This is a genomic window from Streptomyces echinatus (assembly GCF_014203595.1).
GTDB classification, from domain to species: domain Bacteria; phylum Actinomycetota; class Actinomycetes; order Streptomycetales; family Streptomycetaceae; genus Streptomyces; species Streptomyces echinatus.
The window spans coordinates 322,316-337,033 of the sequence record NZ_JACHJK010000009.1 but is presented as its reverse complement, the minus strand read 5'-3'; the positions used below and the strand labels follow the sequence as shown (position 1 = coordinate 337,033).

Sequence of the window (14,718 nt, the reverse complement as noted above, 5' to 3'; positions counted from 1 at the left end):
GACCCCGGGTGTCTCAGATGTTGCGGAAGCGGTTGATGGCGTCGATGTGCTTGGCGCGCATCTCCTCGTCGCGCACGCCCAGGCCTTCCTCGGGCGCCAGGCACAGCACGCCGACCTTGCCCTGGTGCAGGTTGCGGTGGACGTCGTAGGCCGCCTGGCCGGTGTCCTCGAGGGAGTAGGTCTTCGACAGGGTCGGGTGGATCTTGCCCTTGGCGATGAGCCGGTTGGCCTCCCAGGCCTCGCGGTAGTTCGCGAAGTGGGAGCCGATGATGCGCTTCAGCGACATCCACAGGTAGCGGTTGTCGTACTCGTGCATGTAGCCCGAGGTCGAGGCGCAGGTGGTGATCGTGCCGCCCTTGCGGGTGACGAAGACGCTCGCGCCGAAGGTCTCGCGGCCGGGGTGCTCGAAGACGATGTCGATGTCCTCGCCGCCGGTGAGCTCGCGGATGCGCTTGCCGAAGCGCTTCCACTCCTTCGGGTCCTGGGTCTGCTCGTCCTTCCAGAACTTGTAGCCCTCGGCGCTGCGGTCGATGATCGCCTCGGCGCCCATCGAGCGGCAGATGTCCGCCTTCTGGTCGCTGGAGACGACACAGATCGGGTTGGCGCCGCCGGCGAGGGCGAACTGGGTGGCGTAGGAGCCGAGTCCGCCGCTCGCGCCCCAGATCAGGACGTTGTCGCCCTGCTTCATGCCGGCGCCGTTGCGGGACACCAGCTGGCGGTACGCGGTGGAGTTGACCAGGCCCGGGGCCGCGGCCTCCTCCCAGCTGAGGTGGTCCGGCTTCGGCATCAGCTGGTTGGACTTGACGAGCGCGATCTCGGCGAGGCCGCCGAAGTTGGTCTCGAAGCCCCAGATGCGCTGCTCGGGGTCGAGCATCGTGTCGTTATGGCCGTCCGAGGACTCCAGCTCGACGGAGAGGCAGTGGGCGACGACCTCGTCGCCCGGCTTCCAGGCGTTGACACCCGGGCCGGTGCGCAGGACGACGCCCGCGAGGTCGGAGCCGATGATGTGGTACGGCAGGTCGTGCCGCTTGGCCAGCTCGTTGGTGCGGCCGTAGCGCTCCAGGAACCCGAAGGTGGACAGCGGCTCGAAGATCGAGGTCCACACCGAGTTGTAGTTGACCGAGGAGGCCATGACGGCCACCAGGGCCTCGCCCGGGCCGAGCTCCGGCACGGGCACCTCGTCGAGGTGGATCGACTTGCGCGGGTCCTTGTCGCGGGTCTCGAGGCCCGCGAACATCTCCGTCTCGTCCTTGTGCACGGTGATCGCGCGGTACGAGTCGGGGAGCGGCAGAGCGGCGAAGTCGGCGGACGTGGCGTCCTTCGACTGGATCGCGTCCAGGATGTCCTTCACGGTCACGGTGTTGCCTCCGGCGGTGAGCGCCCTGAGGGAGGGGCGCTGGGGATTCGTCGGTGCTGCGATGAGTGCTGCTGAGGGTTTTGAGGTGTGCCGTCGGTTCGGCCGGGTGGTGCTTCGGCAGCGCTTTGTGGCGCGGGAGGTTGCCTGTGACGCAGGCGTCCGGGCGCGCAGGCCGTGGCTTGCGGGGACAGCCGGCGAACGAGTGGTCTCTGCTCGCCGGCCGCCCGGACACCTTCAACGTATGACACCGCGTGTCAGGTGACAAGGCACTGAGTGCCAGAACTTCCTCTCAGATGAAATCTTTACGTAACAAATGAGCGATGATCGATCGAACAGCCTCTGAAATCCCTGAGAAAACAGCCCCGGACACGCCAAAACGGCCACCCCGAAGGGTGGCCGTCCTCACAGCGGAAGCGAACCGTCAGCGCTCCTTCAGCGCCTCCTCGATGGTCCGCATGACCTCCTCCAGCGGGGCGTCGGTCCGGGCGACCGTCACCAGCACCTCGCCGTGCGCGGAGGCCGTGGCCGGCGGGGTCGCGGCGGCCGGCCCGGAGGCGGGGCCGCGGCCGGCCCCGATGCCGCTGCCGAAGGTCTTGCGCACGATGGCGAAGGCGTGGTCCAGCTGGGCCTCCACGTCGCCCTGGCCGCCCGCCCGGAGCCAGCGCCTGAGGACGTGGTTGTGGGCGGTGACCACGGCCGAGGCGGCGACCTCGGCCAGCAGCGGGTCGTCGTTGGCGTCGTCGGCGTGCGCGTGCTCGTCGAAGTGACCGAGCAGATAGCGGGTGAACAGGCGCTCGTAGCGGGCCACGGAGGCGATCTCGGCCTCGCGCAGGGTGGGCACCTCGCGCGTGAGCTTGTAGCGGGCGACCGAGATCTCCGGCCGCGCCGCGTACATCTTCATGACCTCCTTGATGCCACGGCACACGGTGTCGAGCGGGTGCTCGTGGGCGGGAGCGGCGTTGAGCACCGCCTCCGCGCGGATCAGGGTGTCGTCGTGGTCCGGGAAGATCGCCTCTTCCTTGGAGCGGAAGTGGCGGAAGAAGGTGCGCCGGGCGACCCCGGCGGCGGCGGCGATCTCGTCGACGGTGGTGGCTTCGTACCCCTTGGTCGCGAACAGCTCCATGGCTGCTGCCGCCAGTTCTCGGCGCATTTTGAGCCGCTGGGCGGCGGCGCGGCTGCCTGCGGCACTTTCCGGCGCGTCGGGCGTAACTGGTGTACGTGAGGACCTGGCGGGCTGGGACATGACCCGAACGTACTGCATGTGCGCAGCTCGGTGCGCGGGTCCGGGGTGTCCCCCGCCCGCGGGGGGCAGGGGGACACCGGCCGGGTCGAGCAGTCCGCCCCAGTCCGGCTCCGTCCGGAACCAGTCACCGCCGCCGTCAGCGGCGGGCATACTCGCGGAAGCCGCGGCCGGTCTTGCGGCCGAGGCAGCCCGCGGCCACCAGATGCTCCAGCAGCGGGGCCGGGGCGAGACCCGGGTCGCGGAACTCGCGGTGCAGCACCTTCTCGATCGCCAGCGAGACGTCCAGCCCGACCACGTCCAGCAGTTCGAACGGGCCCATCGGGTAGCCGCCGCCGAGCTTCATCGCCGCGTCGATCTCGTCGAGCGAGGCGTAGTGCTCCTGCACCATCTTGATCGCGTTGTTGAGGTACGGGAAGAGCAGCGCGTTCACGATGAAGCCCGCGCGGTCCCCGCAGTCCACCGCGTGCTTCCTGATCCGGCCGCAGACCTCGCGGACCGTCGCGTGCACGTCGTCCGCGGTCAGCACCGTGCGCACGACCTCGACCAGCTTCATGGCCGGCGCCGGGTTGAAGAAGTGCATGCCGATCACGTCCTGCGGGCGCGAGGTGGCGCGGGCGCAGGCCACGACGGGCAGCGACGACGTGGTGGTGGCCAGGACCGCGCCCGGCTTGCAGACCTTGTCCAGCGTCGCGAACAGTTGCCGCTTGACCTCCAGGTCCTCGGCGACCGCCTCGACGGCCAGGTCGACGTCGGCGAAGGCGTCGTAGGAACCGGCCGGGGCGATCCGGTCCAGGATCTGCGCGGCGGCCTCCGCGGTCAGCCGGCCCTTGTCCACGGACCGGGCCAGGGACTTGCCGATGCGGGCCTTGGCCGTCTGGGCCTTCTCCTCGCTGCGGGCGGCCAGCACGACCTCGTAGCCCGCCTTGGCGAACACCTCGGCGATACCGGAGGCCATGGTCCCGGAGCCCGCGACACCGACCGAGCGGACCTCGCGGCCCGCGGCGGCCGCGGCGCCCTCCGCCGGGGTGAGCGCGTCCGGCACCACCGTGCCGCTGCCCGGCGCCTCGTACGTGTAGAAACCCCGCCCGGCCTTGCGGCCCGTCAGACCCGCCTCGCTGAGCTGCTTGAGGACCGGGGCAGGGGCGTGCAGCCGGTCCCGGGACTCGGCGTACATGGCCTCCAGGACCGTACGCGCCGTGTCGACGCCGATCAGGTCCAGCAGCGCGAGCGGGCCCATCGGCAGGCCGCAGCCGAGCCGCATGGCGGCGTCGATGTCCTCGCGGGAGGCGTACCGGGCCTCGTACATCGCGGCGGCCTGGTTCAGGTAGCCGAAGAGCAGCCCGTCCGCGACGAAGCCCGGGCGGTCGCCGACCGCGACCGGCTCCTTGCCCAGCTCGATCGCCAGGTCGGTGACGGCGGCGACGGCCCCCGGCGCGGTCAGCACCGAGGAGACCACCTCGACCAGCTTCATCGCCGGCGCCGGGTTGAAGAAGTGCAGGCCGAGCACGCGCTCGGGGCGGGCCGAGTCGGCGGCCAGCCGGGTCACGGACAGGGCGTTGGTGCCGGTCGCGAGGATCGTCTCCGGGCGGACGATGCCGTCCAGCTCCCGGAAGATCTGGTGCTTGATCTCGTACGACTCCGGGACCACCTCGATGACGAGGTCGGCGTCGGCCGCCGCGGAGAGGTCGGTGGCGGTGCGCACCCGGGCCAGCGCCCCGGCACGCTCCTCCTCGGTGAGCCGGCCGCGTTCCACGGCCCGGGCCGTGGCGGCCTCCAGGGCGGCGAGCGCCTTCGCGGTCTGGGCCTCGCCGATGTCGATGCCGATCACCTCGCGGCCGGCCCTGGCGAGGACCTCGGTGATACCGGTGCCCATGGTGCCGAGGCCGATGACGGCGATCGTCTTGAGCGGGGACAGAGGGGTGTCGGACAGGGGAGTGGCCATCGCGGGACTCCAGGAATGAGGGTGACGACGAGGAACGCGCCGGGTGCGCCGAGGGCGCACCACGGTGCGAGGAAAAGTGCGGGTGTTGCCGGGCTGCGAGCGCACACGCCCGGTGCTGCCGGTGCCACGGACGCGCACACGCCCGGGAACGGCGGATCTTCCGACCGGCTCTGTCCCGAAGCCGGGTCGTACTGCGGTACACACGGTGTACCGAACCGACAGACTCTCCCGCGGCCCGAGGGTGCGGAAGGTGTCCCCGGCGGCGGCTGCGTCACCAAACCGTCGCCGGTGGAATGCGAGAGGGTTACTCGCTCGTATGAGCTTAACCGGCGGGTAACGAGCGCGCTAGTCCCCGGACTTTGTGATGTAGCTCCCTCCGTCGGCGCGACCCCTCTACGCTGGACCTCGTGGACGAAGAGTTGCGATCGCTCACGGAACGCTTACGGCGGGAGTCGGGCGGCTCGGCGGCGTTCGACCGCCTGCTGGCCACCGACGACCACGACGAACTGGCGGAGGTGCTCACCGCGCCCGGACAGCCGCTGTGGGCCAGGGAACTGGCCGCGTTCCGCCTCGGCCGCGCGGGCGACCGGCGCGCCTTCGAGGCCCTGGTGCTGCTGCTCAACCACCGCGACCCGCCCCGCTGCGCCTCCGCCGCGCACGCCCTCGCCCGCCTCGGCGACCCGCGCACGGCCCGGGCCGCCGCCGCCCTCGCCACCAACGAACTCCGCGTCGCCTACGCCCTGCACCCGGTACGGCTGCTGGCCGCCCTGCGCGCCCCGGAGTCGGTACCCGCGCTGATCACCACCCTGGAGCGGCGACTGCGCCCGCACGACCCCTACCGGCGGGTCGCCCTCGCCTGTGTGGAGGGCCTGGGCGCGCTCGGCGACCCCCGCGCCCGGCGGGTGCTGAACGAGGCGCTGGCGCATCCGGCGCTCGCCGAGGCGGCGGTGCACGCGCTGGCCCGCATACCGCAGCGGCAGCCGGGGTGACGGCCGGTCAGCCGCGCAGGCTCCGGGCGTAACGCACCTCGGGCACGGGTACACCGTCCGCCTCGAAGGGCTCCTCGGCCCCGTCGGCCCGGAATCCGGCGCGCTCGTAGAAGCGGCGGGCGGACGCGTTGCCCTTCAGGACCCACAGGAGCATGCGCGGACACGCCGTGCACCGCTCCACCGCCGCGGCGAGCAGCGCCCGCCCGATCCCGCCGCCCCGGTGCTCCGGGTCGATGTAGATCGCGTACAGCTCGGCGTCCCCGGTGCGCTCCTCACCGTCCCGGTAGGGCCCGGTCGCCGCCCAGCCGAGCACCGTGCCGTCCCGCTCGGCGACCAGGCTCACCACGGAGCCGTCGCCCTGTCCGAACCGGGCCCGCCGCCGTTCCGCGTCGGCCGGCACACTGAGCCCGTCCAGGTACGTCTGCGGTACCAGCCCCCGGTAGGCGTGCTGCCAGCCGCGGACCCGGATCTCGGAGACGCGGTCGCAGTCGGCGAGCGTCATGGGGCGTATGAGCGTGTACGGATCGTCCATGACGGAACCCTAGAGAACCGCCCTCCGGCTCCGCCCGCGAATATCGGACCGCGGGCCGAAGGGCGGCCTCCCGTGCGCCACCGTGGCTCCGCTAGCGGCGGAAGCCCAGCAGCCGGTGCAGGGTCGAGCCGCGGGACGACGCCCGTGCCGCCTTCGCCGTCAGCGGCTTCGGGTCCGGCGACCTGGCGCAGACCGCGTCGGCCGGCCCGGCGCCCCGCGGCACCCCGCCGTCGGCCAGATAGGCGGCCAGGTATCCGTCCAGGCACGTGTTGCCGCTCAGCGTGACGCCGTGGTTGCCGCCGCCCTGCTCGACCACCAGGCTGGAGCGGGCCAGCAGCCGGTGCACCGTGACACCGCCGGCGTACGGGGTGGCGGCGTCGTCGGTCGCCTGGAGGAGCAGGGCCGGCGGCAGCTTGCCGTTGGCGATGTTCACCCGGCGCAGCGGGGCCGTCGGCCAGAACGCGCAGGGCGCGTTGTACCAGGTGTTGTTCCACGCCATCAGCGGAGCCTTCGCGTAGACCTCCCAGGTGTCCGCGCGCCACCTGTCCCAGTCGCGCGGCCAGACGGCGTCACGGCACTGCACCGCGGTGTAGACGCTGTAGCCGTTGTCGCCCGAGCCGTCCACGGCGGCGAAGTTCTCGTAGGCCTCCACCAGCGCGCCCGTCGCCCCGCGGTGGACGTAGGCCGCGAACGCCTCGGCGAGGTAGGGCCAGTAGCCGTTGTAGTAGCCGCCGGGCATGAAGGTGTCCTCCAGCTCCGCCGCCCCGACCTTGCCCCCGGCCGGCTTCCTCGCCAGCGCCGCCCGCATCGCGTACCAGCGGGCCTCGATCCTTCCCGGATCCGTGCCGAGCCGGTAGTCGTCGTCGTGCCGCGCGATCCAGGCCATCAGGGCGCGGTGGCGGTCGTCGAAGGCGTAGTCCTGGCCGAGGTTGTCCCGGTACCAGACACCGGTCGGGTCGACGATCGAGTCCAGCACCAGGCGGTGGATCCGCTCCGGGTACAGCTTCGCGTACACCGCGCCCAGGTAGGTGCCGTAGGAGTACCCGAAGTAGCTGATCCGCGGCGCGCCGAGGGCCTGGCGCACGGTGTCCAGGTCGCGGGCCGCGCTGACGGTGTCCATGTACGGCAGGACGTCGGCGTACTTCCGGCCGCAGGCGGCCGCGAAGGACTGCGCGCGGTCGACGTTCGCCCGCTCCAGCTCGGGAGTGGCCGGCACGGAGTCCGGGCGCCCCGGCGCGAAGTGCCCGGGCGCGCAGGACAGGGCGGGCCGGCTGCGGCCGACGCCGCGCGGGTCGAAGCCGATGACGTCGTACCGGGCCGCCACGCTCTTCGGCAGCGCCGAGGCGACGAACCCGGCGAGCGTCAGACCGCTGCCGCCGGGACCGCCCGGGTTGACCAGCAGCGGCCCCTCGAAGGACCGCGCGGTGTGCGGAACGCGGGACAGGGCGAGCGTGATCCGCCGCCCCGACGGGTGCGCGTGGTCCAGCGGCACCTGCACGGAGGCGCACTGGAGCGCGGGGTAGTCGCGGGTGCCGCACTTCTTCCAGGCGGGCTCCGGCACGGCGGCGGTGCCGGCCGCCCGGGCGGGAACGGCGGCGAGCGAGCCCGCCAGCACGGCGGCGGCTGCGCACAGCGCGGCTGCGCGTCTTCTCATACAGGTCCTCCCGGGACGGAGGGGTTCGGTGAACCGCGAGGCTCACGGCTCTCGCCGGATCGTCCCGGAGTCGGGGCACCGAAGAACGTGTTGCGGCGATACTTGACCCAATTGGGCCGTGGGATGCGCCCTAACGCCCTCGGACGCGCTCACATGAGGCTGAGCTGGACCGGCTCCGCTCCGGCGGCGGCCCGCTCCGGCCCGGCCGGGCGGATCCGGCGGGCCTGCCCCGCGCGCGTGGGCCCGATGCCGTACTCCTGCGCCAGCTCGTGCACCTGACGGGTGATCCGGCGCTGGTACCACCTGGGCGCGTAGGCGCCCTCCGCGTACAGCCGCTCGTACCGGCGCACCAGGTACGGATGGTGCCGCCCGAGCCAGGCCATGAACCACTCGCGGGCCCCCGGGCGCAGGTGCAGCACCAGGGGGGTGACCGAGGTGGCCCCGGCTGCCGCGACGGCCCGCACCGTCTCCCGCAACCGGTCCGGCTGGTCGCTCAGGAACGGGATCACCGGCGCCATGAGCACCCCGCAGCCGATGCCGTGCTCCCCGAGGGCGCGCACCACGTCCAGCCGGCGCTCGGGCGCGGGCGTGCCCGGCTCCACCGTGCGCCACAGCTCCGTGTCCAGGAAGCCGACGGAGACCGAGATGCCCACGTCCGTCACCTCGGACGCCCGGACCAGCAGGTCCAGGTCGCGCAGGATCAGGGTGCCCTTGGTGAGGATCGAGAACGGGTTCGCGTGGTCGGTGAGCGCGGAGATGATGCCCGGCGTCAGCCGGTAGCGGCCCTCGGCGCGCTGGTAGCAGTCGACGTTCGTGCCCATCGCCACGTGGTCGCCCTGCCAGCGGCGCGAGCCCAGCTGGCGGCGCAGCACCTCGGGCGCGTTCACCTTGACCACGATCTGGGTGTCGAAGCCGATGCCGGTGTCGAGGTCCAGATAGCTGTGCGTCTTCCTCGCGAAGCAGTACACGCACGCGTGCGAGCAGCCCCGGTAGGGATTCACGGTCCATTCGAACGGCATCCGCGAGGCGCCCGGCACCCGGTTCAGCACCGACCGCGCCCGCACCTCGTGGAAGGTGATGCCGCGGAACTCGGGCGTGTCGAACGTACGGACGGTCACGGCGTCCGCGCCGAACAGCGCGGCGTCGGCGGCCCGGCCGTGTTCGTTCTCGTCCGTGAGGTTCTCCCAGCGCATGAGACCTCCTTGCTAGCGCCGGCGCATAGAATAGAACACTTGTTCCCATGATCGTGTGATCCCCGATTTGGGCGGCCGGGCGCCGGGGTGGTTGGCTTGCCCCAACCCCGAGCAATCAGGTCCTGGAGGAACGCAATGGCGCAGGTCGAGGCCACTACGGAGCGGGTCGTCGCGGCGGACGCGGAGAAGGTGTTCGACGCCCTCGCCGACTACCGCGGCACGCGGCAGAGGCTGCTGCCCGAGCACTTCAGCGAGTACGAGGTGCGCGAGGGCGGCGACGGCGAGGGCACCGTCGTCCACTGGAAGCTCCAGGCCACCAGCAAGCGGGTGCGCGACTGCCTCCTGGAGGTCGCCGAGCCCACCGACGGCGAGCTGGTCGAGAAGGACCGCAACTCCTCCATGGTCACCACCTGGCGCGTCACCCCCGCCGGCGAGGGCAGCTCCCGCGTGGTCGTCACCACCACCTGGACGGGCGCCGGCGGCATCGGCGGCTTCTTCGAGCGGACCTTCGCGCCCAAGGGGCTCGGCCGGATCTACGACGCCCTGCTCGCCAACCTCGCCGCCGAGGTCGAGAAGTAGCCCAAGGGGCCGCCGGTGGAAGGGCGTTGACGGCTGGTTGACCCCTTCACCGGTTCGAGTGGATCTCCGCCCCGGAGCGGATGGTGCCGTAACTCGCCGCAGTTGTTCGCAGTTGTCGCCTTACGCGGGAAATGTGATCAGGTGTGACGAGGGGAGCGGTCCGTGGGCGGGACGACTCTGGTGGAACACGAGCCGGTCGTGGCACCGGCGGTGGGCGAGGAGACGGCCACCGCGCCGCCGCCCCCCGCGCCGGCCGCCGAACTCGGCGGCCGCCGGGTCCGGTTGGTGTTCTTCGGGCTGATGCTGGCGCTGTTGCTGGCCGCCCTGGACCAGATGATCGTCGCCACCGCCCTGCCGAAGGTCGTCGGCGAACTGCACGGCCTCGACAGGATGTCCTGGGCGATCACCGCCTATCTGCTCACCTCCACCATCGGCCTGCCCCTGTACGGCAAACTCGGCGATCTGGTCGGCCGCAAGGGCGTCTTCCAGTTCGCCATCGCGGTCTTCGTCGTCGGCTCCGCGCTGGCCGGCCGGGCCGGGACCATGGACCAGCTGATCGCCTACCGCGCGGTGCAGGGCGTCGGCGCGGGCGGGCTCATGATCGGCGTGCAGGCGATCATCGCCGACATCGTGCCGCCCCGGGAGCGCGGCCGGTACATGGGCCTCATCGGCGCCGCCTTCGGCCTCGCCTCCGTCGCCGGCCCGCTGCTCGGCGGCTACTTCACCGACCACCTCTCCTGGCGCTGGTGCTTCTACATCAACGTCCCCTTCGGCCTGCTCACCCTGGCTGTCGTCACGGTCGTGCTGAAACTGCCCAGGCCGCGTACCCGCGCCCGGCTCGACGTCCTCGGCGCGCTGCTGCTCGCCGCCGCCTCCACCTGCCTGGTCCTGCTCACCAGCTGGGGCGGCACCGAATACGCGTGGGACTCCCGGCCGATCCTCGGCCTCGGCGCGGGCGCCCTCGCCGCCACCGTGCTCTTCCTGGTCGCCGAGCGCTTCGCCGCCGAACCCCTCATCCCGCTCCGGCTGTTCCGCGACTCCGTCTTCAACGTCAGCGGACTGGTCGGCCTGGTGATCGGCGTCGCCCTGTTCGGCGCCGCCAGCTATCTGCCGACCTTCCTGCAGATGGTCGACGGGGCCAGCGCCACCGAGTCCGGGCTGCTGATGCTGCCCATGATGGCCGGGATCGTCGGCGCCTCGGTCATCGGCGGCCAGCTCATCAGCCACACCGGCCGCTACAAGGTCTTCCCCGTGCTCGGCGGGGCCGTCTCCGCCGTCGGCATGTGGCTGCTGTCCCGGCTCCAGACGGACACGCCCCGGCTGCACTACAGCATCTGGATGGCCGTCCTCGGTGCCGGCATCGGCCTGGTGATGCCGGTCCTCGTCCTTGCCGTGCAGAACTCCGTGCGCCCCGCCGACCTCGGCAGCGCCACCAGCGCCAACAACTACTTCCGGCAGATCGGCGGCAGCGTCGGCGCCGCGGTCTTCGGCACCCTCTTCGCCGACCGGCTCGCCGGCTCCCTGCGCGAGGAGCTGCCCCCGCGGGCGGCCGCCGGACTGCCCGACCCCGACTCGATCACCCCGCAGCTCGTCCACGCGCTGCCTCCGGCGCTGCGCGACGCCTACATCCGCGCCTACGCCGACGCGATGCCCCGGATCTTCCTCTACCTCGTCCCGGTGCTCGTCCTCGGCCTGGTCATCGCCTTCTTCCTCAAGGAGAAACCACTGGTGTCCCACAACGCCCCCGCCACCGACCAGGAGACCACGCCGGTGAACGTCGCCATCCCAGGGGCCCGCCTCCAGCCCTCCGCCGGGGGCACCTGCGCACCGCCCCGCTCGTACGCCGCCGGAATCCCCGTCTGCGGCACCGTGCAGCACCCCGACGGCACCGTGGTGCCCCGCGCGGCGCTCACCCTCATCGACGTCGCCGGACAGCAGATCGGCCGCGGCGCCAGCGGCGAGGACGGGCGGTACGCGCTCAGCACGCCCGGCTCCGGGGCGTACGTGCTGATCGCCGCCGCCGGCGGACACCAGCCGCAGGCGGTCTCCGTCACCGTCGGTGAACGCCCCGTCGAACTCGACGTCGTCCTCGGCGGCGCCGGCCGCCTCGCCGGAGGCGTGTTCACCGCCGACGGCAGCCCCGTCCGGGACGCCACCGTCACCCTCACCAACGTGCACGGCGAGGTCGTCGCCACCACCCGCAGCGGCCGCGAGGGCGGGTACGTGATCACGGAACTGGTCGCCGGCGAGTACACCCTCGCCGCCAGTGCCCCCGCGTTCCGGCCCGCCGCGCTTCCGGTCACCGTGCAGGCCTCCCGGGAGACCCGGCAGGACATCGAACTCGCGGGCGGGGCCGTGCTCAAGGGGACCGTCCGGGCCAGCGGCGGACGCGCCGTGGAGGACGCCCGGGTGACCCTGCTCGACGCCGCGGGCAACGTCGTCGACACCCTCACCACCGGCGCCGACGGAACGTTCCGGTTCGTCGACCTCTCCTCCGGCGAGTACACCGTCATCGCCGCGGGTTACCCGCCGGTCGCCACGGTGCTGCAGGTCGCGGGCGGTGGCCGCACCGAGCGGGACCTCCAGCTGGGGCACGAGGACTGACCGGAGCGCACGCCGCGCGCCGGGCGGCGCGCCGGTGGCATCCGGTGACACCAATTCGGGGATTGCCACACATCGCGACCGGCCGCCGCCGTACCGTAGTGACGGGCGGCACAGATCGTTTGCGGACAGCCGTGGGGAGAAAGGGCCGGGGCCATGGACCGTGGCAGCGAGCGGGACACACCTCCCGGGCGCGGCATCGGCGAAACCGCCGCGGGCCGGATTCCGCTGGCCGTAGTCGTCGTCGACCGCGCCGGTCTGGTGTCCCACTGGAGCAGCGGCGCGCGGCGCCTGTTCGACGTGGACAGGGAGGACGCCGTCGGCCGTCCCGCGGCGGACCTGCTGCCGGTCTCCGGCACCCTGCCCGACGACCCGCACGACCCGCAGGGCCGGGCCGCGCTCGACGCGTACGTCTCGTACGACGGGCCCGGCCCCGACCTGGAGTCGTCGCTCGGCGGGCACACCGGCTACGCCACGGCCGGCCGCGCCCGACTCCACCCGCCCGGGCAGCAGCCCGGCGCCGAGCGGCTCGACGTGCTGTGGTGGGCCTACCCGCTGGTCGGCCCGGACCCCTCCCGGCTGCTCGTGCTCGCCGCCGACGCCACCCGGCTGCGCGACGAACGGGGCTACGACGACGAGACCGCCGAGCGCATCTCGCCCGGCTTCGCCCGCCACACCGAACTGCCCGCCTCCGAGGAACTCGAACGGCGCCTGCCCGACATCCTGCCCAACATGGGCCCGGGGCTCAGCGCCCGCATCGTCGCGCAGGTCCTGGAACTCGGCTATCCGGTGCTGGAGTTCAGCCAGTTCGACCGAGTGCCCGTCACCCCGTACTGGGGCGTGCCGCGCCGCCCGGGCCGGGCCCGCGCCGAGGCCGTCGTCCCGCAGCAGCGGTCGGCCACCGTCCTGGTCCCGGCCGGCGCCGAACAGGACCTGGAGTACGCCGCCGTCCGCGAGCGCCTGGAGTTCCTCAACGAGGTCAGCTCCGGCATCGGCTCCTCCCTGGACCTCGGGGAGACCATCCGCGAGGTCACCCGCGCGGCCGTGCCCCGGTTCGCGGACTTCGCGGGCACCCACCTGCGCGCCGCGGTGCTGGCGGGCGAGGGGTTCCCGGACGGGCCGCCGGACGCGCACACCGTGATGTTCCGCGTATGGGTCGAGCACAACGACGAACCCGGCCGCTGGGACGACACCGTGCCGGTCGGCGAGTCCTTCGCCTTCCCCGAGCACACCCCGTTCTACCAGTGCATGGTCACCGGTGAACCGGTCGTCGTCCCGAAGGTCACCGAGGAGCTGAGCGAGCGCATCTCCGGCGAGTTCGAGAAGCGCGACCTGCGCCCGCTGATCGGCGGCCGGTCCCTGCTGATCGTCCCGCTCAAGGCACGCAACGTCGTCCTCGGCTTCATGGTGCTGATGCGCCGACCCGACCGCGAGCAGTTCGACGACATGGACCGCACCACCGGCGCCGAACTCGCCGCCCGCGCGGGCCTCGTGCTCGACAACGCCCGCATGTACACCTACCAGGAGAACGTCGCCGACACCCTCCAGGACAGCATGCTGCCGCAGGTCACCCCGCGGATGGCCGGCTGCGACATCGCCACCCGCTATCTGCCCGGCACCCGGCTCGGCCGGATCGGCGGCGACTGGTTCGACACCATCAAGCTCCCCGGCTCCCGCACCGCCCTCGTGGTCGGCGACGTCATGGGACACGGCCTCAACTCGGCCGCGATGATGGGCCAGTTGCGCACCGCCGTGCAGACCATGGCGGCCATGGAGACCCCGCCCGCCCAGCTTCTGCGCAACCTGGACGACCTGGCCCGCAGGCTCGGCGACAACTACCTCGCCACCTGCCTGTACGCGGTCTACGACCCGATCCGCGGGGAACTCACCCTCGCCAACGCCGGCCACATCCCGCCCGTGCTGGTGCGCGCCGAGGACGGCGGCAGCGAACTTCTCGACCTGCCCACCGGGGCCCCGATCGGCGTCGGCGGCGTCCCCTTCGAGGCCGTCCGGGTCAGGGTCGCTCCCGGCGACCGGCTGGTGCTGTGCACCGACGGCCTGGTCGAGGTGCGCGGCAGCGACATCGGCGAGGGCCTCGCCGCGCTCTGCGAGTCCGCCGCACACCCCGCGGCCTCGATGGACGACGCCTGCGACACCATCATCCGCGCGCTGAACACCCACGGCGGACGCAAGGACGACGTCGCCCTGCTCATGGCCCGTCTCAACGGCATCCCCGACGACCACGTCGCCGACTGGCGGCTGGACGCCGACCCGCGCGAGGTGGGCCGGGCCCGCCGGCTGGTCCGCGAACGGCTTCTGGACTGGGGCCTGCCGCACGCGGTCGAGACGGCCGAACTGCTGGTCAGCGAGGTCGTCACCAACGCCGTCCGGCACTCCGAGGGCGACCGGATCGGCCTGCGGGTCGTCCGCACCGACGCCCTGCTGTTCGAGGTCACCGATGACGAGCCCGCCCTGCCCGCCATGATCGCCGCCGGTCCCGGCGACGAATCGGGCCGTGGCCTGCGCGTGGTCAGCCGGCTGGCCCGGGAGTGGGGCGCCAGCGCCAGCGGCCACCGCAAGACCGTCTGGTTCGAACAGAGCTTCCATATCTCGTGAAGGTGGCCACCC

Annotated in this window: 10 protein-coding genes; 4 read left to right on the top strand and 6 right to left on the bottom strand. The window is 72.5% G+C overall.

Translation table 11 applies throughout. The features are described from left to right. Positions 1-13: 13 nt before the first annotated feature. From ccrA to FHS34_RS25785, 3 genes are all read right to left on the bottom strand, one after another. On the bottom strand, positions 14-1,351 hold the full coding sequence (gene ccrA / locus FHS34_RS25795) for a crotonyl-CoA carboxylase/reductase (protein ID WP_184969642.1): 1,338 nt from the start codon (positions 1,349-1,351) through the stop codon (positions 14-16). A 427-nt stretch (positions 1,352-1,778) separates the two neighbouring features. Continuing rightward, entirely contained in the window at positions 1,779-2,618 is an 840-nt protein-coding gene (locus FHS34_RS25790; protein ID WP_184969512.1) for a TetR family transcriptional regulator, read from the bottom strand. Between the two features lie 118 nt (positions 2,619-2,736). Then, complete coding sequence (locus tag FHS34_RS25785) at positions 2,737-4,542, bottom strand: 3-hydroxyacyl-CoA dehydrogenase family protein (protein WP_184969510.1); 1,806 nt, start codon at positions 4,540-4,542, stop codon at positions 2,737-2,739. A gap of 407 nt (positions 4,543-4,949) precedes the next feature. Here FHS34_RS25785 and FHS34_RS25780 point away from each other — a divergent pair, with 407 nt between their 5' ends. After that, the gene (locus FHS34_RS25780; protein WP_184969508.1) at positions 4,950-5,531 is read left to right on the top strand and encodes an adenylosuccinate lyase; all 582 of its coding nucleotides are present in this window, start codon (positions 4,950-4,952) and stop codon (positions 5,529-5,531) included. A gap of 7 nt (positions 5,532-5,538) precedes the next feature. Here the strand turns inward: FHS34_RS25780 and FHS34_RS25775 are convergent, their stop codons facing one another. The 3 genes from FHS34_RS25775 to FHS34_RS25765 form a co-directional block, all read right to left on the bottom strand. Continuing rightward, positions 5,539-6,063, bottom strand: a complete 525-nt coding sequence (locus FHS34_RS25775; RefSeq protein ID WP_184969506.1) for a GNAT family N-acetyltransferase — start codon at positions 6,061-6,063, stop codon at positions 5,539-5,541. A gap of 91 nt (positions 6,064-6,154) precedes the next feature. Next, a complete protein-coding gene (locus FHS34_RS25770; RefSeq protein ID WP_184969505.1) occupies positions 6,155-7,717 on the bottom strand; it encodes an alpha/beta hydrolase in 1,563 nt (520 codons plus the stop codon). A gap of 149 nt (positions 7,718-7,866) precedes the next feature. After that, complete coding sequence (locus tag FHS34_RS25765; RefSeq protein ID WP_184969503.1) at positions 7,867-8,910, bottom strand: Rv2578c family radical SAM protein; 1,044 nt, start codon at positions 8,908-8,910, stop codon at positions 7,867-7,869. Positions 8,911-9,045: 135 nt separating this feature from the next. Between FHS34_RS25765 and FHS34_RS25760 the strand changes: the two genes are divergently transcribed. The 3 genes from FHS34_RS25760 to FHS34_RS25750 all read left to right on the top strand — a co-directional run bounded on the left by FHS34_RS25760 (position 9,046) and on the right by FHS34_RS25750 (position 14,706). After that, complete coding sequence (locus FHS34_RS25760; protein ID WP_184969501.1) at positions 9,046-9,489, top strand: SRPBCC family protein; 444 nt, start codon at positions 9,046-9,048, stop codon at positions 9,487-9,489. 162 nt (positions 9,490-9,651) lie between these two features. Continuing rightward, entirely contained in the window at positions 9,652-12,093 is a 2,442-nt protein-coding gene (locus FHS34_RS25755; protein WP_184969499.1) for an MFS transporter, read from the top strand. Positions 12,094-12,246: 153 nt separating this feature from the next. Further along, entirely contained in the window at positions 12,247-14,706 is a 2,460-nt protein-coding gene (locus FHS34_RS25750) for an ATP-binding SpoIIE family protein phosphatase (protein ID WP_184969496.1), read from the top strand. The last annotated feature ends 12 nt before the right edge of the window (positions 14,707-14,718 follow it).

Excerpts from the sequence above, each read along its gene's own strand:
- FHS34_RS25790 (WP_184969512.1), bottom strand. The coding sequence starts at position 2,618 with ATGCAGTACGTTCGGGTCATGTCCCAGCCCGCCAGGTCCTCACGTACA.
- FHS34_RS25785 (WP_184969510.1), bottom strand. The coding sequence starts at position 4,542 with ATGGCCACTCCCCTGTCCGACACCCCTCTGTCCCCGCTCAAGACGATC.
- FHS34_RS25775 (WP_184969506.1), bottom strand. The coding sequence starts at position 6,063 with ATGGACGATCCGTACACGCTCATACGCCCCATGACGCTCGCCGACTGC.
- FHS34_RS25770 (WP_184969505.1), bottom strand. The coding sequence starts at position 7,717 with ATGAGAAGACGCGCAGCCGCGCTGTGCGCAGCCGCCGCCGTGCTGGCG.
- FHS34_RS25765 (WP_184969503.1), bottom strand. The coding sequence starts at position 8,910 with ATGCGCTGGGAGAACCTCACGGACGAGAACGAACACGGCCGGGCCGCC.
- FHS34_RS25760 (WP_184969501.1), top strand. The coding sequence starts at position 9,046 with ATGGCGCAGGTCGAGGCCACTACGGAGCGGGTCGTCGCGGCGGACGCG.
- FHS34_RS25750 (WP_184969496.1), top strand. The coding sequence starts at position 12,247 with ATGGACCGTGGCAGCGAGCGGGACACACCTCCCGGGCGCGGCATCGGC.